At 72.4% G+C, this 24,638-nt stretch carries 17 protein-coding genes, 1 tRNA gene and 3 pseudogenes; 5 read left to right on the forward strand and 16 right to left on the reverse strand.

The window, feature by feature from the left end; genetic code table 11:
* The first annotated feature begins 309 nt into the window (after positions 1-309).
* Entirely contained in the window at positions 310-1,191 is an 882-nt protein-coding gene (locus tag SM450_RS18905; RefSeq protein ID WP_474621065.1) for a phosphatase PAP2 family protein, read from the forward strand.
* A 132-nt stretch (positions 1,192-1,323) separates the two neighbouring features.
* On the opposite strand, the gene SM450_RS18910 is transcribed toward SM450_RS18905, so the two are convergent.
* The 8 genes and pseudogenes from SM450_RS18910 to SM450_RS18945 all read right to left on the reverse strand — a co-directional run.
* Positions 1,324-2,163: a DUF1028 domain-containing protein gene (locus SM450_RS18910; RefSeq protein ID WP_474621066.1), complete on the reverse strand. Its 840-nt coding sequence runs from the start codon at positions 2,161-2,163 to the stop codon at positions 1,324-1,326.
* A 39-nt stretch (positions 2,164-2,202) separates the two neighbouring features.
* Complete coding sequence (locus tag SM450_RS18915) at positions 2,203-3,417, reverse strand: low temperature requirement protein A (protein WP_474621067.1); 1,215 nt, start codon at positions 3,415-3,417, stop codon at positions 2,203-2,205.
* Between the two features lie 553 nt (positions 3,418-3,970).
* Positions 3,971-6,325 (reverse strand): transglutaminase TgpA family protein, encoded by a 2,355-nt coding sequence (locus SM450_RS18920; RefSeq protein WP_474621068.1) that lies wholly within the window; start codon positions 6,323-6,325, stop codon positions 3,971-3,973.
* A complete protein-coding gene (locus tag SM450_RS18925; protein WP_474621069.1) occupies positions 6,301-7,455 on the reverse strand; it encodes a DUF58 domain-containing protein in 1,155 nt (384 codons plus the stop codon). The genes SM450_RS18920 and SM450_RS18925 overlap by 25 nt, the downstream gene beginning before the upstream one ends.
* A gap of 2 nt (positions 7,456-7,457) precedes the next feature.
* Positions 7,458-8,453 carry an AAA family ATPase gene (locus SM450_RS18930; RefSeq protein WP_474621070.1) on the reverse strand — a complete coding sequence of 332 codons (996 nt, stop codon included), beginning with the start codon at positions 8,451-8,453 and terminating at the stop codon, positions 7,458-7,460.
* A 26-nt stretch (positions 8,454-8,479) separates the two neighbouring features.
* Complete coding sequence (locus tag SM450_RS18935) at positions 8,480-11,107, reverse strand: fibronectin type III domain-containing protein (protein WP_474621071.1); 2,628 nt, start codon at positions 11,105-11,107, stop codon at positions 8,480-8,482.
* A 145-nt stretch (positions 11,108-11,252) separates the two neighbouring features.
* The gene (locus SM450_RS18940; RefSeq protein WP_474621160.1) at positions 11,253-12,206 is read right to left on the reverse strand and encodes a hypothetical protein; all 954 of its coding nucleotides are present in this window, start codon (positions 12,204-12,206) and stop codon (positions 11,253-11,255) included.
* Between the two features lie 1,670 nt (positions 12,207-13,876).
* A pseudogene (locus SM450_RS18945) lies at positions 13,877-14,294 on the reverse strand (tetratricopeptide repeat protein); the annotation flags it as partial.
* A gap of 199 nt (positions 14,295-14,493) precedes the next feature.
* On the opposite strand from SM450_RS18945, the gene SM450_RS18950 reads away from it, so the two are divergent.
* Positions 14,494-14,577 (forward strand) — tRNA-Leu (locus SM450_RS18950).
* Here SM450_RS18950 and SM450_RS18955 read toward each other — a convergent pair.
* From SM450_RS18955 to SM450_RS18970, 4 genes and pseudogenes are all read right to left on the reverse strand, one after another.
* A complete protein-coding gene (locus SM450_RS18955) occupies positions 14,559-16,301 on the reverse strand; it encodes a recombinase family protein (RefSeq protein ID WP_474621072.1) in 1,743 nt (580 codons plus the stop codon). The genes SM450_RS18950 and SM450_RS18955 overlap by 19 nt on opposite strands.
* A gap of 108 nt (positions 16,302-16,409) precedes the next feature.
* Positions 16,410-16,586 carry a hypothetical protein gene (locus SM450_RS18960; RefSeq protein WP_474621073.1) on the reverse strand — a complete coding sequence of 59 codons (177 nt, stop codon included), beginning with the start codon at positions 16,584-16,586 and terminating at the stop codon, positions 16,410-16,412.
* A gap of 5 nt (positions 16,587-16,591) precedes the next feature.
* Positions 16,592-17,504: pseudogene (locus SM450_RS18965) on the reverse strand (TRM11 family SAM-dependent methyltransferase); the annotation flags it as partial.
* The gene (locus SM450_RS18970) at positions 17,497-18,465 is read right to left on the reverse strand and encodes a hypothetical protein (protein ID WP_474621074.1); all 969 of its coding nucleotides are present in this window, start codon (positions 18,463-18,465) and stop codon (positions 17,497-17,499) included. The pseudogene SM450_RS18965 and the gene SM450_RS18970, both read right to left, overlap by 8 nt.
* Before the next feature lie 428 nt (positions 18,466-18,893).
* Here SM450_RS18970 and SM450_RS18975 point away from each other — a divergent pair.
* Positions 18,894-19,226: pseudogene (locus tag SM450_RS18975) on the forward strand (hypothetical protein); the annotation flags it as partial.
* 31 nt (positions 19,227-19,257) lie between these two features.
* Positions 19,258-19,770: a hypothetical protein gene (locus SM450_RS18980; RefSeq protein ID WP_474621075.1), complete on the forward strand. Its 513-nt coding sequence runs from the start codon at positions 19,258-19,260 to the stop codon at positions 19,768-19,770.
* Positions 19,771-20,862: 1,092 nt separating this feature from the next.
* Here SM450_RS18980 and SM450_RS18985 read toward each other — a convergent pair.
* Genes SM450_RS18985 through SM450_RS18995 form a run of 3 tightly spaced genes read right to left on the reverse strand, consistent with a single transcriptional unit; the run spans position 20,863 to position 22,550 of the window.
* Positions 20,863-21,462, reverse strand: a complete 600-nt coding sequence (locus tag SM450_RS18985; RefSeq protein ID WP_474621157.1) for a DUF3885 domain-containing protein — start codon at positions 21,460-21,462, stop codon at positions 20,863-20,865.
* Positions 21,459-21,962 (reverse strand): hypothetical protein, encoded by a 504-nt coding sequence (locus SM450_RS18990; protein ID WP_474621076.1) that lies wholly within the window; start codon positions 21,960-21,962, stop codon positions 21,459-21,461. The genes SM450_RS18985 and SM450_RS18990 overlap by 4 nt, the downstream gene beginning before the upstream one ends.
* 6 nt (positions 21,963-21,968) lie before the next feature.
* Complete coding sequence (locus tag SM450_RS18995) at positions 21,969-22,550, reverse strand: hypothetical protein (RefSeq protein ID WP_474621077.1); 582 nt, start codon at positions 22,548-22,550, stop codon at positions 21,969-21,971.
* A 233-nt stretch (positions 22,551-22,783) separates the two neighbouring features.
* On the opposite strand from SM450_RS18995, the gene SM450_RS19000 reads away from it, so the two are divergent.
* Entirely contained in the window at positions 22,784-24,178 is a 1,395-nt protein-coding gene (locus SM450_RS19000; protein WP_474621078.1) for a CBS domain-containing protein, read from the forward strand.
* On the opposite strand, the gene SM450_RS19005 is transcribed toward SM450_RS19000, so the two are convergent.
* On the reverse strand, positions 24,096-24,626 hold the full coding sequence (locus tag SM450_RS19005) for a DUF6933 domain-containing protein (protein WP_474621079.1): 531 nt from the start codon (positions 24,624-24,626) through the stop codon (positions 24,096-24,098). The two genes, SM450_RS19000 and SM450_RS19005, sit on opposite strands and share 83 nt — an antisense overlap.
* Positions 24,627-24,638: the final 12 nt, after the last annotated feature.

A 24,638-nucleotide genomic window follows, 5' to 3' on the forward strand; every position in this document is an offset into this window, starting at 1 on the left:
GCCGATGGGGGAACGGAGCGGCCGGGCCGGCGGACGGTCTGACACCCACGGTCAGGCCGGGTGGGCCGGCCGTCCGGCCGACGCAGCGGACGGACCGGCCCACCACTCCGCCCGGGGCGACCCATGACGCGAAAAGGCACGGAAAATTCAGCGCTCCACGGGATCACATCCGTGGCGCGGACGGAGTAACGTAATTGACGGAGAGGCCGCTCCCCCCGTGGCGGCCTCTCCACTATTTTTTCCCAGCCGTCCGCCAGATCCGAGGCGCTCCGACGCGCGCCGCACCGGCCCGACCGCTAAGTTGTCCGGGTGCGGGAGACGGCAAGAGGGTGGACGGCAGTCTGGTTGGTCGTACTGGCCCTGGCCCAGACGGCCGCGTTCCTGATGGTGTGGCGCTTCGCCGTGCACACCGACCTGGGCCAGTGGCTGGACACGGTCGCGTTGACCGGAAACCAGATCGGGCAGGACCGGGTCGACGGTCCGGTGGACACGCTCCTCAACGCCATGTCGGCGGTGTCGCTGCTGGCCGCGACCGCCGTGATCGGCTTCATCGCGCTGATCCGGGGCCGCAAGGCGCTCGCCGTCACCGCGACGCTGCTGATCGCCGGCGCGAACGTCAGCACCCAGGTGCTCAAGCATTTCCTGACCCGACCTGACTTCGGCATCGACCCGGAACGGGCCGCCGCCGGCAACAGCCTGCCCAGCGGCCACACCACCGTGGCGGCCTCGGTGGCGATCGCGCTGATCCTGGTGCTGCCCCGGCAGGTGCGGGTGGCGGGCGCGTTCCTCGGCGCCGGCTACGCCGCCGCCGCCGGCGTGGCCACGCTCTCCGCCGGGTGGCACCGGCCCAGTGACGCGGTCGCCGCGTACCTGCTGGTCGGCGCCTGGGCCGCCGCCGCCGGGCTGGTGCTGCTCGTCTTCCAGCGGGAGCGGGCCGTGGTGGAGCCGGGCGACGCGCACCGGCTGGCCGCCGCCGTGCTCGGCGTCGGCGGCGCGCTGGCCCTGCTGGTCTCCGCCCTGGCACTGTCCTGGCTCGTCGACCGCTCCACGTTCGCCGTCGACGAGCTCAGCCGCCGTCCGCTCTTCATCGGGTACGCCGGCAGCGCGGCCGGCATCGTCGGCACGATCGCCGTGGTGGCCGCGCTTGTCCTCGCCGTGGTGCACCGGCTGGTACCCCGCTGGAAGGGCTGACGGCGGAGCCGGTACGGGCGGCGTTCCGCGCCGAGTGCGAGCGGCTGGAGCGGGTGCCGCTTACCGGCGCGGAGCGGGCGGCGCTGGCGGCGGCCGGCATCCGCCGGCTCGCCTTCGGCGGCTGAGCCGGAGTCAGCCCGCCGCGGCCCGTCGCAGGTGGTCCAGCACGATCGGGTCGATCCGGCCGGGCACGAAGCGTTCCTCCAGGTTCTCCAGACCGGACCAGGCGGCGAGCGCGTCGTCCAGGCCGGCCGGGCCGACCGGGTGCCCGGCGGCGGCGAGCAGCTCCGCCACCTCGACGGCGAGCGGGCCGGTCAGGTCGCGCAGGGTGGCCGGGTCGGGGCGGCCGAAGATCATGGTGTGCAGGCCGAGCAGGCGGCGCAGCTCGGCGACCGGGTCGGCATGGTCGTCCACCCGCAGGTCCACAAGCTCGTCGCCGGTGCCGGCGTAGCCGCCGTGGCGTTGCACCACGAGCAGCGCGGCGCTCTGCCGGCCGCGCCGGTCGCCGCCGGCCCGGTCGCCGGCGGCGAGCGCGGCGAGCATCCGCTGCGGGAACGGCAGGTCGGTGCTGGTGAGCCAGGCGTCGCGCAGCGCGTCGATCACCTGCGGGCCGGTCAGGATGTTGCCCTGCGCGGCCCAGCCGTCGCCGGCCTGGCCGCCGGCCCAGGGATGGCAGCGCGGCCCGGTCCAGGTGGCCCCGGGGCCGGCGGCGCCGACCACGGCGAGCTGCCGGTCGTCGCGCCCGGGGTCGGCGGCGACCAGGCCGGCCACCGCGTCGGCGGCGGTGACGCCGGTGCGCAGCAGCGTGAGCGCCTGCGCCCGGTAGGCGAGGTTGGCGTGCGCCTGGGTGGCGACCGCCCCGACCCGCGCCTCGGCGGCCGGCACCAGCGCCCCGGCGGCGAGGAACCGGCTGGCCACGGCCACGCCGTGCAGGTGCCCGTCGGCGGAGCGGGCGACGAGCGAGAAGGTCACGCGCGGATCGTAGCCCGGCCACGGGGCCGTCGTCGGGGCTTAGAACGGGGTCGCGTGGGCCTCCGGTGGGCGGCCCCAGGCCCGGCGCTGGTCGGCCACGGCCACCGCCGCCAGCACCACGACCGCCCAGCTCGTCGCGAGCAGCGGCGCGACGTGCGCCAGCAGCGGCACCGGCAGCAGCAGCGCGGCGATCGCCAGCAGCCGGGACGGGGAGACCCGGCCGAACACCTCGTACTCGAAGCGGGCCCGGCCGGCCAGGAACAGCGCCGGGCCGCCCAGCACCGTGGCCAGCCACGGCAGCTCGTTGTGCCCGGTGGGGTGCTCGATGGTCAGCTCGTAACCGATCGCGGTGGCCACCAAGCCGATCACCATGACCATGTGGGTGTCGGCGGCGGAGCGGCCGATGGTGGCCGGGTGCTCGGCCCCGGTCACCGCCTCGCCCAGGATCTGCCCGGCCCGTTGCACGTAGATCCGCCACATCAGCACGGACGTGGCCAGGGCGGCGGCGAACGCCACGGTGCTGGGCCAGCCACCCGTGGAGCGGGTGTAGGTCAGCCCGGCGACCAGAATCGTCTCGCCGATCGCCACGAGGTAGATCTGTTGGTACCGCTCGGCCAGATGCTTGCCGTGGATGTCCCAGCGGGAGATGGTCGAGCGACCGAGCCCCGGCACCGGCCAGCCGAACCGGTTGCCGAGATACTCGATCACCAGCGCGGTGCTCCAGAGCACCACCCGGGCGTTCGTGGACACCCCCGCGCCGGCCAGCCAGAGCACCCCGGACACGCAGTACGTGAGCAGCATCCGCAGCTTCAGCCGGCGGTACTGCAACCGGCGCAGCACCACCATGAGGATCGCCGAGCGGCCCACATGCGCCACCACGTAGGCGACGGCGAAGGTCAGGCCGGCCCCGCCGGTGAACGCGCGCGGGATGGCCACCCCCATCACCATCGCCGCCACCAACGCGGTGATCACGATGACCTGGAGCCAGAGGTGGTACGGGTCGTAGCGGCTGGTGGTCCACGCGGTGCCCTGCCAGAGCATCCAGAGCGCGATCAGCAACAGCAGCGTCTTGCCGGCGCCGGTCACCGCCGACCAGTTGCTCTGGTTCCCCTGCAACGCCAGGTCCTCGAACGCGCGCGCGGAGATCCGGGTCAGCGCGAACACGTAGACCAGGTCGAAGAACAGCTCCAGGAACGTGGCCCGCTCGCCGTCGCCGTCGTCCGAGCGCAGCGCGGCGGGCTCGGCGATCCTCACCGCCGTCTCCCGCCCTCGGTCGCGTCCACCCGGCAGTCGTAACACTCTTTCCGGTCATCGCGGTGCGGATCGCGCGTTATCGCCTCCGATCTTGCTCCGGGCCGGGCCGGGCGGGCACGATCGACCGGGTGACGACGCGCCCGACGCCGACTGGGACCGGGCCTGGCGGGTCAACGTGGGTCTGCGCGCCGCCGATCTCCAACCGTGTCGGCCCCATCTCCGTCGCGCGCCTTTGGAGCTGAGTCGTTGGCGATATCGCCGTCGGCCATGCTGGCTCATCGCCCGCGCGGATCGCGCGCCGGTGTGCCCGGCCGCTTCCGGCCCGTCACGGCCGACGGTTGAGTCGTTGGTGATATCAGCTCTGAAGGCGCGCGACGGAGATCTGCTCGCCGCCGGGTGACCGGCGGGCGGACCGTTGGTGGAGCCACCACTCGCCCCTCAGGTGCGAGGCAGCAGCGGCCCGGATGAAGCCGTCACCACGGCCGTCGCCAGCGAGGGTGTCGCGAACCGACGGCACGCCGGGCAGCGGACGCTCGTGTCCGGCGTCCGGGGATCAGCGCCGCCAGCGCAGTGGGCCGGGATGGATCCGCCACCACAGCCGCCGCCACCGGGGCCGGGCGTCGCGTAGCGCGTCGCCATACGAGGTGACCAGCGTCGCCGCCCGGTCCGCCTGACCGCCGGTGGTGGTGCTCGGAGCGAAGGCCACCTGGTTGACCAGCCCGGCCAGTTCCGCCACGTCCCCGCCCGCCGGGCCAGGGCCACCCTCCGGGCCAGGGCCACCCGCCGACGTCCCGCGTGCCGCGGCGCGGGCCTCGGTGAGCGCGTGACGGGCCCGCTCGGCCACCTCCGCCGCCGCCAGGTCGTCGCCCACCGGGCGGCCCGCCAGGCGCAACGCGTCGGTCAGCTCCCGCCAGGCGCCGGCGACCCGCCCGCCGGGGTCACCCCGCTCCAACCGGGACCGGCTCAACCGGCGGCGCATCGCGGCCAACGCCGCCAGCACCGCGCCCACAAGCACCAGCAGGGCGCCGACGCCGCCGCCCACAAGCACCGGCGTACCCGGACCGCCACGGGCCCGGTCCGGCGCGGACGCCGCGGCCGGGGGAGTGGCAGTGGGTTCCCCGGTCGGCGCCGGCACCTCAGACGGCGGCGGATCCTCCGGCTGCGGCCGGAAGTCCTCCTCCACCGGCCGGGGCTCGGAGTCCGGGCGCGGCATCGGGTCGAACGGCACCCAGCCGACACCCTCGAACAGCACCTCGGGCCAGGCGTACGCGTCGGCGGCCCGCACCGGCCCGTCCGCCTTCGGCTCGAACCCGACCACCACCCGGGTGGGCAGCCCGGCGAGCCGGCCGAGCACCGCGAACGACGCCGCGAACTGCTCCGAGGTGCCCCGCTGCCCGCCGCCGTTGCGCGGCCCGAACAGGAAGAACGTCAGGTTCGGGTAGGCGTGCCCGCTCGGCGCGTCGGCGGTCAACCGGTAGTGCTCGGCGAGGAACGTGGCGATCGCGTCCGCCCGCGCGTACGGCGCCCCGTTCTCCTCGGCGAGCTGGGTGGCCAGCCGGCGCAACTGCTCCGGCGCCCCGTCCGGCACCCGCAGCACCCGGGCCACCGCGTCCCCGGCCGGCACGTTCGCGGTGACGACCAGGTTCGGGTCCGGGCGCTCCCGCACCGAGGACACGTCGTACCGCAGCCCCGGGGCGAGTCCCTCCGGCCGGATCAGCGTCCCGCTCGCCGGGTCGTACGCCACCCGCGCGCCACCCACCTCACGCGGCGTCGGCACGGCCGGCAGCAGCCGCCCGGTCAGGTCCGCCACCGTGATCTCCTGGCGCACCGCGTCGGTCGTGGCACCCGGCGCCGGCTCGACGGCCGGCAGGATCCGCCCCGCGTTGCGGTACGTGGCGCCCACCCGCCACGTCACCCCGTCGTAGTCGCTGAGCACCGCCAGCCGGATCCGCGGCGGCCCGCTCCCGGTCGAGCCGGCGACCGTACGCACGTCGAGCAGCCGCTGATCCGGGTTCAACGCCCAACCCGAGATGCGGATCAGCGGATTCTCGTCAAGCGACTCCACCCGTGGCGGCTCCACATAGCGGCGCGGGTCGACCGGGTGGTCGTCGACCAGACCGGCGACCACCGGGGCGAGCAGCGCGGCGAGCGCCACCACCACGGCCAGCCCGCCCGCGCTCGCCACCGCCAGCCGCAGCCGCACCGCCGCGCGTACCGCCGGGGTGAGCCCGGCGACCGGGTCGGCGGCGTCCGGACCGGACGGTCGGCCGGTCGCCGCCAGGCCGGCCGCCGCGACGGCCGCGAACAGCACCGTCGGGCCGACCGCCGGCTCCGCGTTCGGCCCGACCACGTAGAGCGCGCCGGCGAAGAGCAGCGCCGGCGGCAGACAACCAAGCAACACCCGGCCGGCCCGCAGCGCCACCTCGGCGGCGGTCAGCCCGGCCAACCAGGCGGCCACCACCGGGACCAGCACGGTGTCCGGGGCCGGCTGCACCGGGATCATCGCGGTCAGCAGCCGGGGGATCGCGTTGCGGGCGGCGTCCGCGGCCACCTCGCCGAGCCCGCCGGGCAGCGCCGCGTGGCTGGCCGCCAGCCGCAGCGACAGCAGCGTCCAACCGGCCAGGGCGGCCACCGACAGCGGCGCCACCTGCCACGACGGCAACCGCCGGGCGGCCACGCTCACCAGCACCGAACCGGCCGCCGCGCCGACCATCAGCCGGGTCAGCAGCGGGTCCGCGTACACCCGGCCCAGCACCACGGCGGCCAGCGAGACGAGCACGACGAGCGCCACCGGCACCGGCGCCGCCCGCAGCGCCCGGACCGCCCACCCCGGCCCCCGCGTCGGGGTCGGCGGCCCGGCGGCCGGGCGCGGCGGCGACACGGTCACCACCTGCGGATCCCGTCCCACTCGGCGGCGAACGCCGCGCCGTCGGCCGCGTCAAGCACCACCAGGCCCGTCGCTCCGGCCGCCGTCGGCGCGGACCCGCCGAACATCCCCACCACCACCGACGGGTACGCCCCGCGCAGCGCGCCCACGTGCCCCAACTCCTCGGCGGCGCCCGGCCCGGTGAGGAAGACAAGCGTGTCGCCGAGCCGGTCCTGACGCAGCCGGCCCGTCGCCGCCGACAGCACCTCCGCCCCGCCGCCGGCCAACTCGACCGCGGCGAGCCGGTCCAGCGGCCCGGCCACCCCCACCGGCTCGACCTCGGCCGGCGCGACAAGCAGCAGGTGCACCGGCAGGTCCTCCCGCACCGCCGCGGCCACCACCGACGCCGCCGCCTCACACGCCGACTCGAACGACTCCGCCACCCCCGCCACCCGCCCCGGATGCGCCGCCGACCGGTTGTCGAGCACCACCACGAGACGCGGCAGGCTGGTGTCCACGTTCTCCCGCACCATCAACTCACCCACCCGGGCGCTGGTCCGCCAGTGCACCCGGCGCAACTCGTCGCCGACCACGTACTCGCGCAACGAGTCGAACGTGATCGACCCGTGCGGCACGCTGTCGACGCGCCCGTCCAGGCTGCGCCCCGCCCCGGTGGGCACCGCGGACAGCGGATGGATCCGCGGATACACCCACACCGGGACCGTGCCGCCGTAGCCGCGGGTCAACGCCACAAGCCCGAGCGGGTCCCGGCGGACCACCCGCAACGGCCCGACCGGCACCACGCCCCGGCGGTGGGTCGGCACCGGGTAGCGCACCCGCGTGTCCCGCCCCGGGCGCAACCGCAGCAGCGGCACCGGCACCGGCGCACCGGCGCAGCGGTCCTCGGCCACCAGGTTCGCCGCCCGCAGCCGGCCCGTGTTGCGCACCTCCAACTCCATCGCCGCCGGCTCGCCCCGGGCCACCCGGTCCGGCTCGGCCCGACGCTCGACGGCCAACCGGGGCCGCCAGGCGGCGGTCACCCCGGCGTAGGCGACGGCCACCCCGGCCGCCGCGCCGAGCACGGTCAGCTCCGGGTACGCGTACCGGAAACCCGCCCCGAGCAGCACCAGGGCGGCGACGAGCAGCCCGACGCCACGGGCGGTGATCCCCACGCTCAGCCGTGCACCGGGGCGGGCTGGCCCGACGGCAGCGGCACCGGCACCGAGGCGACCGCCTGGCGCAGCACCTCGGCCGGCGTGACGCCCCGCACCTGCGCGTCGGGCGTCAGCAGCAGCCGGTGCGCGAAGACCGGCTCGACAAGCGCCTTCAGGTCCTCCGGCATGATCCAGCCCCGCCCGTCGATGAGCGCGTACGCGCACGCCGCCCGGGTCAGCGCGATCACCCCGCGCGGGCTCACCCCCACCCGCACCTGCGGATGGGTCCGGGTCGCCGTGGCCAGCCGCACCGCGTACGCGTACAGCGGCTCGGCGATGTGCACCCGCCGGGCCATCTTCACCATCTCGCCGACCGTGGCGGTGTCGGTGACCGCGGTCAGCGAGTCGGGGGAGCGGACCGTGGCGCCGCGCAGCACCTCCACCTCGACCGCCTCGTCCGGATAGCCGACGGAGAGCTTCACCAGGAACCGGTCGAGCTGCGCCTCCGGCAGCCGGTAGGTGCCGTCCATCTCCACCGGGTTCTGCGTGGCCACCACCAGGAACGGCTGCGGCACCGGATGGCGGACGCCGTCCACGGTGACGGTCCGCTCCTCCATCACCTCCAGCAGCGCCGACTGGGTCTTCGGCGACGCCCGGTTGATCTCGTCGGCGATCACGATGTTCGCGAACACCGGCCCCGGGTGGAACTCGAAACCGCGGCTGGCCTGGTTGAAGATGGTCACCCCGGACACGTCCGAGGGAAGCAGGTCCGGGGTGAACTGGATCCGCCGCCACTCACCCTTGACGGTGGCCGCCACCGCCCGCGCGAGGGTGGTCTTGCCGACCCCGGGCACGTCCTCCAGCAGCACGTGCCCCTGGGCGAACAGCGCGGTGAGCGCCAGCCGGACCACCTGCGGCTTGCCCAGCACGACCGCGTTGACGTTGTCGGCCAGCCGGGCGGCCAGGGCGGCGAAGCCCTGCACCTCCGGCTGGCTCAGCGGTTCGTGCGTGTTCACGGGTGTGCCTTTCGACTCCGGCGCGGTCAGCAGGTGGGCAGGACGTTGAGGTCGTCGCCGCCCTCCAGGTTGAGCCAGGCCCACGGTATGTAGGTCTTGCCCTTGTAGTCGACCTGGATCCACCAGGTGCTCTGCTTGTTGTCGTTGTAGATCCAGGCGTCGACGTTCTCGCCCTTGGCCTTGCAGTAGGTGCGCAGCCGGTGGCCGTCCGGCACCCAGCCCGCCTGCCGGTCGTTGTCCTGCCGGGCGACCTCGAAGATCTCGTTGCCGTTGCGGCCCGGCACATCCTTGTCGCAGTACGTCCGCTGGTCGCCGTCCGGGCCGTTCTTGCAGGTGGCGACGCCATAGACCGGGTCGGTGGTCTGGGCTCGGGTGGCCGTGCCCTTGCCGGCCGCGTTGCTCGCGGTCACCGTCACCGTGTACGCCGTACCCGGCGACAACCCGGTCACCCGCAGGCTGGCACAGCCGCCGCTTGCCGTCCTGCCGCCGGTGGCCGCCGTGCAGGTGGCCCGCCCGCCGCCGGCGTCCACGGTGAACGTCACCGTCACCGAGGTGGCGTCCGCCGACGAACCGGTCACCGTGACCCGCGGCGCGGCCACCGTACGGGCGGTGGTGGTGGCCTCCGCGCCGGGACCGGCCTCGTTCACCGCCTTCACCTTCACCGTGACGTTCTGGCCGTCGCCGAGCCCGCCCACGGTGGCCTGGACGTCTGTCACCTCGACCGTCTTCCCGGCCGCCTCCACCACGTACTTCGTCACCGGGCGGCCGTTCTCCACCGCCGGCGACCACTGCACCGCGACGGTGCCGGGCTGGTCGGCCACGGTGGACGCGCGCAGCTCGGTCGGCGCCTTCGGCGTCGTGAACGGCACCACCGTGTTGCTCACCGGCGACGCCTTCGACCCGGCGCCCTTGTCGCTGACCGCGGTCACCGTGAACGCGTACTGCGTGCCGTACTCCAACTGCCCGGCCGGCACCACCAGCTCGGTCTTCGGCGACTCGCCGGCCGGTGCGCTCGCCCCGGCCGAGGTCGCGGTCACCGCGTACCGCGCCACCTTGTTGCCCTGCCCGTCGGCCTCCGGCCAGCTCACCACGACGGTGCCGTCCGGCCGCGCCTCGGCGGTCACCGACGCCGGCGGATCCGGCACCTCGGCCGTCGGCACGACCGGGTTGCTGCGCCGCTCCGGCCCGTCACCCTTCGCGTTCACCGCGTGCACCGAGAACGTGTACGACTCGCCGTTGGTCAGGCCGGTGACCTCAAGCGCACGCTGGTTCGCGCCCACCTGGTGGGTCTGACCGCCGCCCTCCACCACGTACCTGGTGATCTCGGCGCCGTTCGACGCGGCGGGCTGCCAGCTCACCCGCGCCGAGGCGTTGCCGGCGGCGGCGCGAACCGACTTCGGCGCGCCCGGCTTGCTGACCTTCGGCTTCTTCGGCGGAGGCGGCGGCGGGGGAGCCGGCGGCGGGTCGCCGCCGAGCACGTCGTTCGCGTACTTGTTGACCTCACGGACCCGGTTCCGGTCGTCGACCACCTGCGCCGTGGACGAGTCCGGCGGGTTGATGAACAGGTGGTTCTCGCGTACCTCAAGCTCCATCGGCCCGGGTCGGCCGGAACCCTTGATGGTCTCCACCAGTTGGCCGGCGGCGTCGAACGAGTAGACCGCCCCGGTGTCCTCGTCGGCGCAGTAGAACCGCCCCGCCCAGGCCACGGCCGGGCTGAGCCGGACGCCGGCGCCCGGCACCGTGAACGTCTTCACCTCGCGGCCGTCGTCGACCACGTGCACCGACCGGTCACCGGCCACGGTGACCGGCACCTGCGGGCCGCTGCTCCGGGTCGGCAGCGTGCCGGGGGCGGTCACCGTCAGGTCGGCCCGCTGCGTCCGGCCGCCGACGACCGTCACCAGCGACGCCGACGTGCGATCCAGCACCGCCACACCCTCGTCGAGCGTGGACACCACAAGCTCGTGCGCCGGCTCGGCCACGTCGTACGTCTCGACCCGCTTCGGGCTGAGCCCGGCGGGCGGCGCGTCACCCGGCGTGGCCGGCAGGTCGGCGGCCGTGACCGCCGAGACGGTGCCCTCGCTCGGCACCGCGATCCACAGCTTCCCGTCGCCGTCGAACGCCCCGCCGGTGATGCCCGGCGGATAGCGGACCGGCTCGCCCACAGGCGTCAACGCCCTCGGGTCGAGCTGCCGGACGATGCCCTGCACCGCGTCCACCACGAACGCCGCGTCCTCGTGCAGCGCCACGCTGACCCCGAGCCCCGGCGCGGTCGGCGTGGTCGCGGTGATCTGGAGCGTCGCCAGGTCAAGCGAGCTGACCTGGCCGGTGTTGAGGTCACGCAGGATCAGCAGCCGGTCGGTCTGCGCCACCTGCATCTGGTGCCGCCGCCCGCCGGGCACCTCCATCCGGGTGTCCACCCGCGCGGTGATGCCGTTGACCCGGGCCAGCTCGCTGCGCGTGGTGCTCCACAGCCAGGACGAGGAGTCGAAGTTGGCCACCGCGTTGTCGGCGGCGCCCAGCCCGAGCACCGTTAACCCCATCGCGGCGAGCAACGCCGCCACGGTGCCGATGGTGACCAGCCCGCCGCGCATCCGCTTGCGGGGGCGGGCCGTCTCCGGCCCGGCGGTGCTCGTGACGTCCTCAATGGTGGTCACAGCCGGCTGCCTCCCCGCGTCGGTGGGGGAGGGCGCCGCACGTGGTCGACCCTCCCCAGAGCCGGGAGCCATCATAGGTGCCGGCCGGGGCCGGTGAAACCCGCACCGTCCTCCGGTGGACACCGAGCGTGTCGCCGGTGGCCGGTCAGTTCGGCGTGCCACCGCCCTCGCGGTCCGTGCACACCTGGCCCGAGGTGGCGTACGAGTCGGTCGAATAGACCGCAAGCACCGTGAAGCAGTAGTCCAGCTTCGCGCTCAACCCGTTCACCGTGTAGCGGGTCTGCCCGGCGTCCACGGTGGCCATCACCCCGAGCTTCTGCCCGGCCCGCCCACCGGCGACCACGAACGGCACCCCGCCGTCCGTCGGATCGGTCCAGGTCACCGTGATCGTGGTGGTGTCGTCCCGCAACCGCAGGTCACCCGGGGGCGGCCCGGTCACCTTCGGCTTGGCCACGCTCGGCGCCGGAGTGGGCGGCGGCGCGTCCCGGCCCAGCCACACCGCGCCACCGGCGACCACGGCCACCAACGCGACCGCCGCGCCACCCACCACCACGGCAAGCATCGTCCGGTTGCGACCACCGCGCCGCTCCGGCTCCTCCGCCACCGGGTACGCGGCGCTCTGGTGGAACGCCTGCGGCACCGCCGGCCAGGAGCCCTGCTCCGGGTACGCCGCCGGTTCCGGCCGCGCCGGCCCGGGAAAGTCCAGCAACCCGTCGTAGACCGGCAACGGCCGACCCTCGTCCGGCACGTCCCCGGCGGGGTGCCGGTCCGCCTCGGTGCTCCGGTGCTGGTCGGTGTCGCCACGGTTCGGCCCGATGGTGCGGTCCCACCCGGTGGCGCTCGGGTCCTCCTCGGCGGCGTGCCGGTCCTCCTCGGTGGGGCTCCGGTCCTCGCCCGCGGTCAGGTTGGAATCCGACGACGGCTCGGCCGCGACCGGCTGCGACGGTGCCACGCTGCTCCACGGCGGCGCGACCATGCTCCACGGCGGCGCGGACGTACCGCTGACCGGCGCGGCGCTGACCGGCGCGGCGGGTGGTCCGCTGACCGGCGGCGGGTAGCCGCCGACCGGATACCCGCCCGGCCCGCCCGGCCCGTTCACCGGCGGTCCGGGTGGTCCGGATGGTCCGCTCGCGGGATATCCGGGGGGGCCGCTGACTGGTGGCCCGCTCACGGGCGGTCCGGGTGGTCCGCTCGCGGGGTATCCCGGGGGGCCGCCTCCAGGCGGTCCGGGCGGTGCGCTGACGGGGAATCCGGGGATGGTTCGTCCGGGCGGCCCGCTCACGGGGTGCGGTGGTGCGCTCGCGGAGCCAACCGGCGGATACGCGGCGGCATGCGGTCCGGCGGCCGGACGCGTCGGAGTACCGGGCGGGGCGTCGCTCGCCGGCGGATGCGGGCCATCGGGCTGGTGATCCCGCTCCGGGCCGCCGGCGGGCGGTGCGCTCGGAGGCGGGCCAACCACCGGCGGCCCGTCTGCGGCAGGTGCGCTGCTCGGCGTTCCGCTCACGGGCGGTCCGCTGACCGGAATCGGGCGTCCGCTCACCGGCGGCGCGCTGACAGGCGGTCCGTCGGCGGCGTGCGCGTCGCTTGTCGCGGCGACCGTGGGCGAGGCGGAGGCGGCGGCCTGCCGCTCCGCTTCCTCGCGCAGCAACGGGCCGATCTGCTGCACCTGAATGGTCGGCTTGTCCCAGCCCGGGGCGGGCGTTGCCGAACCGGGCCCGGGGCCATCCACCGCTGGTCCGGCGGGTTGGTCGGACGGACGGGACGGCGGCGTGGCGGCCGGAACCGTGGGCCGCTGCCCCGTCGGGGTCTCCGGCGCGGGCAGCGCGTTGGTCCGATCAGCCGGCGGGCCCGATGCCGGTGCCGGGGCGGGCGGAGTGGAAACCGGTGGGGCGGGTGGCGGTGGCGGCAGGACTCCACTCCCCGGCGGACCGGAGATCGGCGGCCCTGAGATCGGCGCGCCTGGGATTGGTGGGTTTGGGAACGGCCGGGCGGCCGGAGCGGGCGGGGGAGGCGGCAGGACTTCACTCCCCGGCGGGCCGGAGATAGGCGTCGGGATGCGCGGCGCGGGCGGCACGGTGGATGGCGAGGGCGGGGCAGCAGCCCGGGGAGGTGCACCGTCGCCGTTGTGCGGCGACGGTCGACGGGGCGGCGGAATGATCGGCGCGGGCGATAGGGGACCCGCCCCGACGACTGACGCCGGCGGACCGGGAGGTGACGGTGGCACGACCAAGGGCCGGGGCGGCACCGGCGTCACGCCGGGAGTCGGCACCGGCTGCGGGTGGCCGGGGCCGGTCGCGGGCGGTGCCGGGAAACGTGCGGTGGACTGCCCGGGCGGTGCCGAAAAACGGCTGGCCGCGTCCCCGGCCGGCGGCGGAGGGGGCGCCCAGGGACTGGCCGGCCGGTCCGAACCGGGGGGCCGGGCCTGCGGCGCCGAGGTGGGGATCACCGGAGGAGGCGGCAGCGGCGCCGAGGCGTTTCGGGACGGCGGGGGCGGGGCGGAATGGGCTCCCGGGTCGGATGCGGTCCCGGGCCACGGCGCTCGGGAGGCCGGCCTCGGCTGCGGCGCCCATTCGGCACCGGGCACCGGCGCGGCGACGGGCGTCGTGGAGGCAACGGGTGGCGGCACGGTGGGCTGCGGAGGGTACGACGGCGGGACCGCCGGCAGCGACACGGTGGGCCCGGACAGCGCCGGATCGGAGTGCCCGCCGGCAGCGGGGGCGAAGCCACCGGGAGGTGGTCCGTAACCGGTGGGAGCGGCGGCGGAGCCGCCGAGGTACTGGCGGGCTGCGCGTACCGCCGGGTGGTCCGGACCGAGCACGGCGGGGCCGGCGGTGGCCACCCGGCCGTAGTTGCGGCGGGCCTCGTGCCGGTTGCCCAGCTCCTCCGCCACCCCGGCGAGGTCGAAGCTGAGTGCGAGCATCAGCGGGTCGGCGTCACCGCGACGGCGCTCGCTGGCCGCGTACGCCTCTTCCAGGACCCGGCGGGCGGCGGCCGGGTCGTCGGCCTCCCGGTGCAGCCGGGCGAGCAGGTGACTGGTGGTCAGGACGTCCTGGTGATCCTCGCCGTACGCCGGTCGGGCCGCGGTGATCGCGTCGGCGAGCAGGCGACGGGCGCCTGTCAGGTCGCCCGCGGCACGGAGGGCGAGGGCCTGGTGTTGCGCGGCGGTCAGCGGGGCGGGGTGGGACACGGGAGCAATGCTGCCCGGAATCGCCGGTTGCGCGCTACCCGCCCGGAAGCTGTGGGTCCTGAGCTGCGGAAACGTGGGGCGCTCATGGTGATGTGCATGATCGTTTCGAGCCGTGTACAGTAATGCCCCGTGCGGCCCGCCGGGCCGGCCGATCCGGTGCGAAGGTCACCGTGGCCGACCAGGTAGGCTGGATAGGCAAGTCCGGGTGGCGGAATGGCAGACGCGCTAGCTTGAGGTGCTAGTGCCCGTATAGGGCGTGGGGGTTCAAGTCCCCCCTCGGACACGTACATTTACCCCACAGTAATCAGCGTCGGGCTTAGCCTCGACGCTGATTTTGCTTTCAACGGGGTTGTAGGTGAGGGCGAGCCGTAGCTCGCGGTAGACGGTGCTCTTGTCCTCGCTGCGGGCGTCGCGCAGGGTGTTGCGGACGTTGTCGAAGCTGCCGACGAGGCGTCGGATGTCGTCCTCGGTGAGGCGACGGGGAGCGTGTTCCTGTGCTGTGGCTTTGTCGCGTTGGGTGAGGGCGGCGGCGCGTTGGGCGTTGATCTCGACTATCCAGGCGGCGACGGTGGCCGGGTCGCCTCCGGCGTCGGCGACGGCGCGGTACTGGGAGAGTTTGGCGTCGCATGCCGCGATGATCTTGTTGGCGGCGGCGATCTCGGGAACGACGGTGCGGGGTCCGGTGTCGGGCTGGGCGGCGTGGAGTCGGCGGATCGTGTCGGTGAGCCGGTGCGGGGCGAACGCCTTGAGGAGCCAGTTGTCGAGTGCGGGGACGATGTCGCGTTCTGCGACGTAGACGTTGCGGGGGTGCTGGACATGGTTGGCCAGGGCGTACTCGTTGGGGTAGCGGCACCGGTAGTAGGCGGTCTCATGTGCCTGGTGGCTTTGCATCTTGCGTCCGCACAGCCCGCAGAGCATGAGACCGCGAAGGATGTAGGGGCGGCGCGTCTTTCGTTGCCGGGTGCCGGTGCGACCCCGACCGCTGGCCGCCATGATCGTCTGAACAAGCTCGAAGTCGTTGACGGTGACGAGCGGCGGATGCGCGATCGTGTCGGACCACACCCACGAGGTCTTGTCGTTCCAGCGCATCCGGGTCTCGTAGCCGAGGGCGACGTCGTTGACGTCGAGGAGTACCTCGTCCTTGCGCTGTTTGTTCCACACTTGCCGGCCGGTGTAGCGGGGGTTGGACAGGATGTTCTTGACGGCGCTCTTGGCCCAGCCTTCGCCGGTGCGGTGGGGGTTGCGGGCGGGGTCGGCGGCTGATGGTGACGGGATGCCGTCGTGGGTGAGGGCCTCGGCGATGGCGAAGTAGCCGTTGTTGGCGAGGTACATGGCGAAGATTCGGCCCACGACGGGCGCGGTGGCCGGGTCAGGTTCGAGTTTGTGTAGGCGGCGGCCGTCGGCGGCCTTGCCCGGGTTCGGGTGAGGTCCGGCGTCGGCGAGGTGGTATCCGTAGGGTGGGCGCCCGCCGAGGAACCGGCCTTCGATCTTCGCCTGGGAGGTCATCGCCGTGCGGACGCGGACCTTCACCCGGGTTCGTTCGCCCTTGGACATGCCGCCGAACACGCTCATGATCAGGTCATGCGCTTCGGACTCGGGATCGATCGCGCCGCCCACCTCCGGCACCCACAGGCCGACGCCGTAGTGCGAGAAGACGGGCATGGTCAGGCTGTACTGGTTGCCGTAGAACGCGCGCTGGGGCTCGCCGATCACGACGGCGTCGAAGCCGCGGTTCGGGTCGGCGAGTGCGTCGAGCAGCCTGGCCGCTTGGGGCCGCCGCTTCCATGGCAGGGAGCGGGACAGACCGATATCGAAGAACTCGGCGACGATGATGCCGCCAGCCGGTTCGATGAGGCCGGTAGCGCGTGTGCGCTGCCAGTTCCTTGACGCTACGGGGTCCTGCTGGTCCTCAGTGGAGACGCGGCCGTAGAACGCAAAGCACTGGTCTGCATGGTCAGCGAGCAGGGCAGCGGCAGTTTCTTCGATGCGGCGTACGTCGATGGTCACGGAACGAGCCTTCCGGGGGTTGTGGGCGGGCATCCCCCGACCACCGCGCGCATGGGGTGGCCGGCGGACGCGTCATTAGCCAGATCCACGCATACCGGCATGAAGGGATCAAGCGTCAGTGGACTCGACCGAACCCTGACGACTGCTGGTGGACGAGTGTTGCAGCAGCGTCAGCAGCGCGCGGGCCACGGCATCGGTCAGCTCTAGTTCGGTACAAAACTCGACGCTCGGCGCCGGTCTCGTCCCGGAAGTTGTGGCCAGCTTCTCCGACGGGTGGTCACTCATCTGCGTAGCTGAAACAGCAGAAGATCTTCGTGCTGGATGAGCCATTGCGGATCGCCGGTGTTGATGGCGTCGCGGACGTTCTTCATCTGGAAGAACGAGGCCCGCGGCACCAGCACGCCGTCGCGGACTCCGGCGATGAGCGCGACGAGTTCTTCGACCAGGGTCAGTCCGGCGGCGAGTCCGGCGGCGGCGACCATGCCGGGGATGTCGATGAGTTCGCCGCGTCGGCGGTAGGGGCGGGCGGTGACGGCGACGTACCCGCCGGGCCGCAGCACGGCGGCGCAGCCGGTGAGGATCTGGGTGAATCCTTCGGCCAGTTCCGCGTGTTCGGTGTAGGCGAGGTTGCCGGCGTCGGCACCGTACCGGTGGTGGATCTTGCGGACCTTGCCTCGGCGGGGGCCGGGGGTGCGGACGTGGCCGTGGGTGGACGGCCCGTACGGCGGTGAGGTGATGACCAGCGAGACCCGGCCATGAACGTCGGACGGGCAGCAGGGCGGGGAGCCGCCGGGCATCCCCGATGTAGATCTCGCCGGTGCCGGTCGCGCCTTGGCTGATGGCGAGGTGGATGTTGTCGGCGGCGTGTTGTGCCCAGCGGTTCTCGTACTCGACGCCGATGCCGTGTCGGCCGAGGTGCATGGCTTCCACGAGGGTGGTGCCGATGCCGGCCATGGGGTCGACCACCAGATCGCCGGGCCGGGTGTAAGTGGCGGTGAGGTAGCGGGGGATGGTGGGCAGCATCTTGCCCGGGTGCTCCATGGAGGCCGGGGTGTACCGGCCGCGCCGTAGGTCTCGGGAGGCGGTCTGTCCGGTCAGCAGGACCGAGCCCTGCGTCCCGGCAGCGATGAGAGCGAACAGCCGCCCGACGTCCCTGGCGTCGTGGTCGGTGGTGGAGGCGGCGGTGGGGATGGGCTCACGCATCGGTGTCCTCCTGGTCGAGGGTGGGCGCCGTGAACGCCAGAACGTCCATGTGGGTGCGCACATGCCGCCCGTGCAGCAGCGCGGGGACGGTGCTCGCGGCGGTTGCCGCGTCGGTGCGCGGGTCGCGGCCCGGGAGGGGGAACACCAGCACCGGGATGTGCTGGTGGTAGTTCAGCCCGGCGATGCGGGCGGCGCTGATGACGATGCTGCGCCGCGAGATCTGACCCGACTCAATGCCGTGGATGGGCAGCGCGACGAGGACGAAGCCGCCGGGGCGCAGTAGCCGGTGCCACCGGTGCATCGCTGCGGCGGTGTCGCGTAATCCGAGGTCATCGTGATCGGGGCGGGGGAGCCCAGCCAGCAACAGCGCAACGCCGTCCTCGGCGACGCGCCGGGCGCGGACGGGCCGTCCGTCGGTGGCTAGGAGGTCACCACCGTCGGGAGTGATGGTGCCCGAGTGGCGGTGCAGGTACCGGGCGGCGCTGGCGACGGTGGGGTGGTTGTCGAGGTCGGCCACGAGGTCGCCGTCGCGGGTGTAGTGCCGGATCAGCCAGGCGAGGCGTTGCGGGTCGAGTCCGTGCCAGGCGGCCGGATCGGCTAGCGGCGCGTCGCGGCGGTGGGTGGGGACGAGGAACAGCCCGACGGGTGGGCGTTCGGTGTGGGGCTCGGGATTGTGCGAGTGGGTCTGCGGCATGGGTGGTGGGCCACGTCCGCCGACAAGCGCTGACACTAAGGGAATACAGATCAGGGCCTCGATTTGGAGGACAGCGCCCGACCGCCGGCCGCTGAGTCCGACGCGGCCGGCGTGTTCAAGCGGGATGAACAAGATCGTGACGAGGTTGAACGCGCAGGTCAGTGGCTGAACACCACCGTGACAGGCTGCGACCGAGATGTGTAACGGCTGAGCCGGCAGCGTCCTGCGATGACCCATCGCTTCTCGCGATGCCATGAACAAGATCAAACTTTCACCTCGAACACGGTCGTCTCGGCAACGGAGTGCCGTGAACACGCTCTGTCGTAGCTCGCGGACTGCCACCGACCATGAACACCTCCGGCCCGAGTCCTTCGGCGCGGGCTTTTTCGCGTCGATGCCTTCGGGTGCGTACGCGGTTGTCCGAGCCCTTGACGAGGCGACCGGTGTCCCCGTCGGGCGGCGGCTTGAACGGGCAGCGAGTCGGTTGCACACGGCCGTGAGTCCGGCGAAGCCGCTGCCAGGCATCGCATCGGGAGCTGTCATCGTCGTTCCAGCTGATCACGCTCAGTTCAACCTAGAACAAGATCATCAGCGTTCAAGTTGTGTTCAAGCGCCCTGGTGGCGTGGGTGCTGCACCGCCGACCGGCCTTCGATCGCCGGCCCGGCAATCACAAACACCACCAGGGAGTACCCCCATGTCTGCGAACACTCGCTCCTCCACCGGGACGCTCGCCGGTCACCCGGGATCACGGCCCGGCGGGGCACTGCTTGACGCGATCGACTACCGGTTCCGGCTGTGCGGCGAAGGCCCGCAGCCGCAAGCCGTCGACGGCCGGCAGCTCGGTCACGGCCTGCCGTGTCGCCGGATCGCGCTGACCGAGCTGTCGGCGATCCTCATGCACCCCTCCTGCAACGCCGCGGCACAGGATGCCGTGTGGAGGCTTCTGGTCATCCGAGCCCGCACCGGCGAGGACCGGTGGGTGGTCGGCGCGGTCGGCGTGGCCCTGCCTGGTCTGCGGCACCGGGCTGTGGATCATCGGTGACGGTGACCTCGCGACGGTGGACCCGGCCAACGCGCCGACCCACACCACGTGCCCGACGTGCGGGCACACCCGCAAGATCCGCCGGCCCTCCGTGCGCCGGGCTGCCGGTACCGGCCGCCCTAATGGGGAGATCAACGGCGACGGGTCGGTCAAGTTGGGCAAGAACGAGTTGCGCAACCGGGTCGAGGCGTTCATGCGCGACCTCGGCCCCGGCCACGACGTGACCCCCGGCACCGTCGCCCGTGAGATCGGCGGACGCAGCCCCGGCGCGGTCGGCAACGGCATGCGGAAGCTGGCCACGGCCGGGGTGCTGGTACTGACCCGCGAGGCCCCGGAAACCTACGCCCTCGCTGACGACGCGCCCGCCCCGACCGCCGAGGTGCGCGCGTTCCTCACCCGGCCGCAGACTCCCGCCGCGCCCACCGGTGACGACACCGCCACCGGTGACGACACCGCCACCGGTGACGACACCGCCACCGGCGACGAGGCCGGCACCGACGAGGCCGCCGCCGCGCCGGTAGCTGCCTGACCTACCGCCCCGCCGGGGCCGGGCACGACGCCCGGCCCCGGCATCCGCACGCCCACCCACAACCGGAAGGGACGACGACTGATGGCTACCACACACCATCACCCCGACCACGGGCGGACAACCGGCCCGGGGTCGCTGCGCTGCCCCGAATGCGAGCAAGCGGCTCTGCTGGTGCCGCCGCGTGATGGCCCCTGAACGGGTTCGCCGCGCGCCCGGCCGCGTCACACACCGACGGCACGCCGCTGTGCCCGGTGCCCGGCCCGCACGGGTCGCAACCGGCCGACCCGTTGGGCGTACCGGCCCGGCTGACCCTACGGCAGGCCGTCTGGCAGACATGGCTCGCTCACCCCGATTGGACCGTCACTGATCACCTGGCGTGGCTCGACGGCGAGGGGTATGACACCGACGCCCCGGACGGTGACCCGGCCGACCTCATCGGCCGGTGGCTCGCCGCGCACCGGTGCGCCGCCTCGCTGTCCTGGCCACCCGATCACGGTCGGGTGTACGCGATCCTCGGCACGAACCTCCTGATCGTGTTCGACGACGCGGACAGCGCCGGTCTCGTGCGCGCGGTCAATCCGGGCCTCGCCATCAGGGACAGCCGTCCCGGCACCGTAGGCGGCAAGTCATGCCGTACCCGCCCGGCGACGTGCCAGAGCTGCCGCCCGCGCTGGCCGCGCGTCCTCACGACGCGCGGCGCGGCCTGCCCATCTGCCGGTCAACATCCACCCCAACCCGACCGGCGACGGGTCACACGTGGACTTCACCACGATCAACACCACCACCTCGACCCGCCTCGCGGTCGAACGGAGGTGCTCGCTATGCGGGGAGCCGATGGGCTACTGGGCGAACCGAGCGATGTTGCAACAGATGCAACGTAATGTTGGGTGCTGTTTCTCCGGGCGCGGGCGGTAGCCGTCAGCCCGAGTGGTAGCCCGAATCCGGACGAGCCCGGTGATTATTTCCGCTACTGCGTGGAGATGTGGCCAGCGCCCGAACCAGCAGGTTTCGTGGTGGTCAGGCAGGGACCCAACCCGTGGGCGGGTTGAGGGCAGACCTGAGCCGTTACTCCTCAAACCGCAAGGTGGGGCGTCACAGTCCGGCCGGATGCCCAGACAACCACTCCGGATGCCGATTCCGCAGCTCATCTCGGTCAGCTGGGCTTGGAAGGATCACGTCGGCGCCGCCGTCGTACGGGTGATAGAGCCACCGGAGGTCCGACGGGCCGATGATCACATTAATCAGTTCGTCGTCCGCTACCGCGCGAAGCAGATCGTCCAGGACGCCCGGATGCCACGTTCGACGGCTGGCGAACAGATGCCAGTACACCTGAAAGTCGGGTTCGTCGTCCGGATCTGGCTGGACCGTGGCCCAGTACACGCCGTCCGGGTCGAGTCGCGCCAGCAACGGGGAACGCTGCAGCGGAGGGCCGTTCTGGCCGGTCCAGTCACAGGTGATGACGATCAGCGAGACGCCGGGTGACAGCTCGGTCAGCACCGTGTTGTGGCGATCAAGAATGATCGCGTACTCGCTGGCGTCGTCGGCATATCGCTTCGACGCGGGGAGGCTGTGGAAGCGCACCCACCGCTCGGGATAGCACCCCCGCAGCTGGTGCGCGAGCGCAGGACACTGCGGCCACCGTTGCTGCCACGCCGCGCGGACGGTGTCGGCCAGCTCTGACGCGGCCATCACGACGCATCCCGCCTCGTCCACCGTTGGAGCATGCCCCGAGCCTCCTGGCGGTGACGCTCGTCGGTGCCGACGTCGGCGGCCAGCGCGGTCAGCACCTGCACCGCCTCACGCTTCCGGTCGCGATCCTTCAGCAGGCTGGCCAGCCACAACCCGGTGCGGGGCAGGACCGCTGTCTCTCGGCGCAGCGCCGCCTCGTCATCTCGGCGCACCCAGTACTCCGCCAACGTCACTGCGGCACGCTCATCCCCACTGAGCGCAAGCTCGCGCAGATCCTCCACCCGCTCGGCCTCGACCAGCAGCTCCATCAACCGGACGAACGCACACCGGTGTCCCTCGGCCGCCATCTGCCGCAACTCGCTGTCTCGCTGCTCGGCCAGTAACCGGCCCGCGCGGTGATGACAGCTCAATTCGGCGTCAGCGAGCGGACAGCGGTACCTGTCGCCGAGGTACGACCACCCGTCATACCGAGGATCGTCAGCGTCGCCGCGGTACTCAGGCACCGGCGATCACCCGGCCAGCTCCCGCCAGAACGCCACCGTCGCGTGTGGCTGCCAACGCGGATCGTTTCGATCGAGGCCGTCGTCGGCGCCGAACTCCTGATGGACGTAGTCCACCAAGTCGACGCCGTAGAAGATGATGTCCGTCTGGTACATGGACAACACCGGGTGGCCGAACGTCCCGCGCCCGGCCGGCACATAGCGGTGCGAGTACACCGGGACCATCTGCGGCACCGAGACCAACCGCTTGCCCGCCACCGCGAGCGCCTCACCACGATCAGCTGGCCGCGCTCCCCACTCGTCGTGCCAGAAAGAATTGTGCTCGACATCGAACAGCACGCCCTCTACCGGCCAGGCGAGGCGACCACGTAGCTGCTCGACCTCGCCGTCACGCCAGTCCGGCCAACCCTGGCCCACCGGCAGTCCAGCCGAGAGAAACGCCCGGTGATCATCGGCGAACTCGAACCCAAACCGCTCCTCGACACGGTCAAACTCCGCTGCCGTCAAACCAGGCTCCAACTCGACACGGCGTTGCTCAGCGAGCCGCCTCGCAGCCTCCGAGCCGAGGAACATCCCCTCGCTGTCGATCACCGAGCCAGGCTACCGGCCACGAATAGCGCACGCTGCTGATATTTCCTACCCGCGAGCGCGAGGCGGACGCCCTTGAACAGTCCCTCGTCATTGCCGGCTGGCCGGAGGTGGGCGACCTCAGCCAGGTGGCGACGCGCAGAGAACTACACGCGGTTGTTCGCGCTGCATACCCGAACCGCTCCCGAACGGTGGTGGCGAACTGGACCGGGCAGCTGTGGCGTCTCATCCAGGTCATGGAGGTCGACGATTACGTAGTGCTGCCACTGAAGACCGTGCCGGACCACGTCGCCATCGGCCGGATCGCCGGCGGATACCGTTACCGCCAGGATGCCGCAGCGGATCGGCGCCACGTGCGCCCGGTCATCTGGATTCAACGGGCGCTGCCGCGATCGGCGATCGGGCAGGATCTGCTCTACAGCCTGGGGTCACTGCTGACCATCTGTCAGCTTCGGCGTAACGGAGCCGCGAGACGGATCGCTGCACTCGCCGAGACTGGCGTCGACCCCGGTCCGACCGCTGAGGAGATGTCCAGCAACGAGTGGGTGACCCCGGACGACTTCATCGCCCGCGCCGTCGCAGCTGAGGACGGCCTGGAGTTAACCATCCGGGAGCTCCTTCGACAGTGGGACGCCGGGCGACGGACAAGCTCCGCTGTAGCTATCATCCAACGCGATCTCAGCGAGAACGGTCTCACCACGGTTCCGCCCTTCACTGAGGGCTGGATCGGCAGCAGCATCCGCGTCTTCAAGTCTGGCGCCGAGGCCGACGACTCCACAGACGAGACTGCAGCCGAAAAGCTGATCGACGATGAGGACAGTGCTCAAACCGAGTCTGACGAGCCTGCCGACGACGAACTCGTCCCGGACAAGCCGTTCACCCTGCGGTTCGGTAACCTGCTGCGGACGGACACCGCAGTGGTATCGGTGCGCCCCACGGATTCGATCGTGTTGGCCCGGACACTGATGCTGCGGTACAACTACTCGCAACTCGCAGTGATCGACGATGACGGCACGTTCCAGGGGGCCCTCAGCTGGGAGTCGATCGCAAAGGCGCAGATGGCACATCAGGCAGTGCCGACGGTCGATCAGGCGAAGCAGACCGTGCCAGACGCCGCCTACGACGAGCTGGTGTTGCCACGCATCGACGAGATCTCCAGCCGTGGCTTCGTCTTCATCCGGTCGAGAGACGGCAAGACGATCGCGGGGATCGTGACAGCTGCCGACCTGACCAACCGGTTTGGTGAGATCGCCAGGCCCTTCACGATGATCGAGGAATGTGAGCGCCGACTGCACCGTAGGGTGAAGTCCAGGATCGCCCCGGACATCATCGAGACCGCCACGAACAAGAGACACAAGGACGCTGACAGCTTGACCTTCGGAGCCTACGTCCACGTCTTCAAGGACGAGAAGCACTTCCTGCTCCTCGACTGGCCGCTCGACCACGCCCAGTTCGTTCAGCAGGTCAAGGATGTCGCCGGCATCCGTAACAAGATGATGCATTTCTCGCCGGACCCCATCCCGAACGAGTGGGGGGGCGATCGACGGTCTACTCGCTATGTTGCACGCCGTCGACCCCCTTCCCTGATCCGGCAGCGCCCACCAGTGCTGCCAGTTCGCGATCGGGGCTGACGTTCGTGGCGTACAGGGGGCTGCAAGGCGTCGTGGCCAGCCGGAGCGACAGTGTGACGAGGTTGGGGTGAGCGGAATCGTCGGTGTAGTTCTCGGCGATCTTGGTAAATTCGTTCATGATCCCGACGACGCTGCGGTTGGCCGTCGTGCCGAATCGGCAGTCCTGCATGTGCCGTAGCTCGTCGGCGATGAAGGCCCTGGGCACCTGGTGGGCGTCGAGGACCGTCGCGATCTCGTCGGGGACGCGGGCGGGAAGGCTGCGCCCTGGTGCCAGGGGCAGCAGGACCGGTAGCAGGGTTCGCTCGTTGACCAGCAGCGCCAGCCGGGGCCGCCAGAACAGCGCGGTGGCGTACCACGGGCCCAGCAGGGTCGTGTCGTGGTCTCCTTCGACAGCCCGAGGCGGGTGAGTGTGATCGAGGAGTTTCTTGGTCGCGCGTACGATCAGCATGGTGCTCTCCAG

Source organism: Micromonospora marincola, assembly GCF_056150385.1.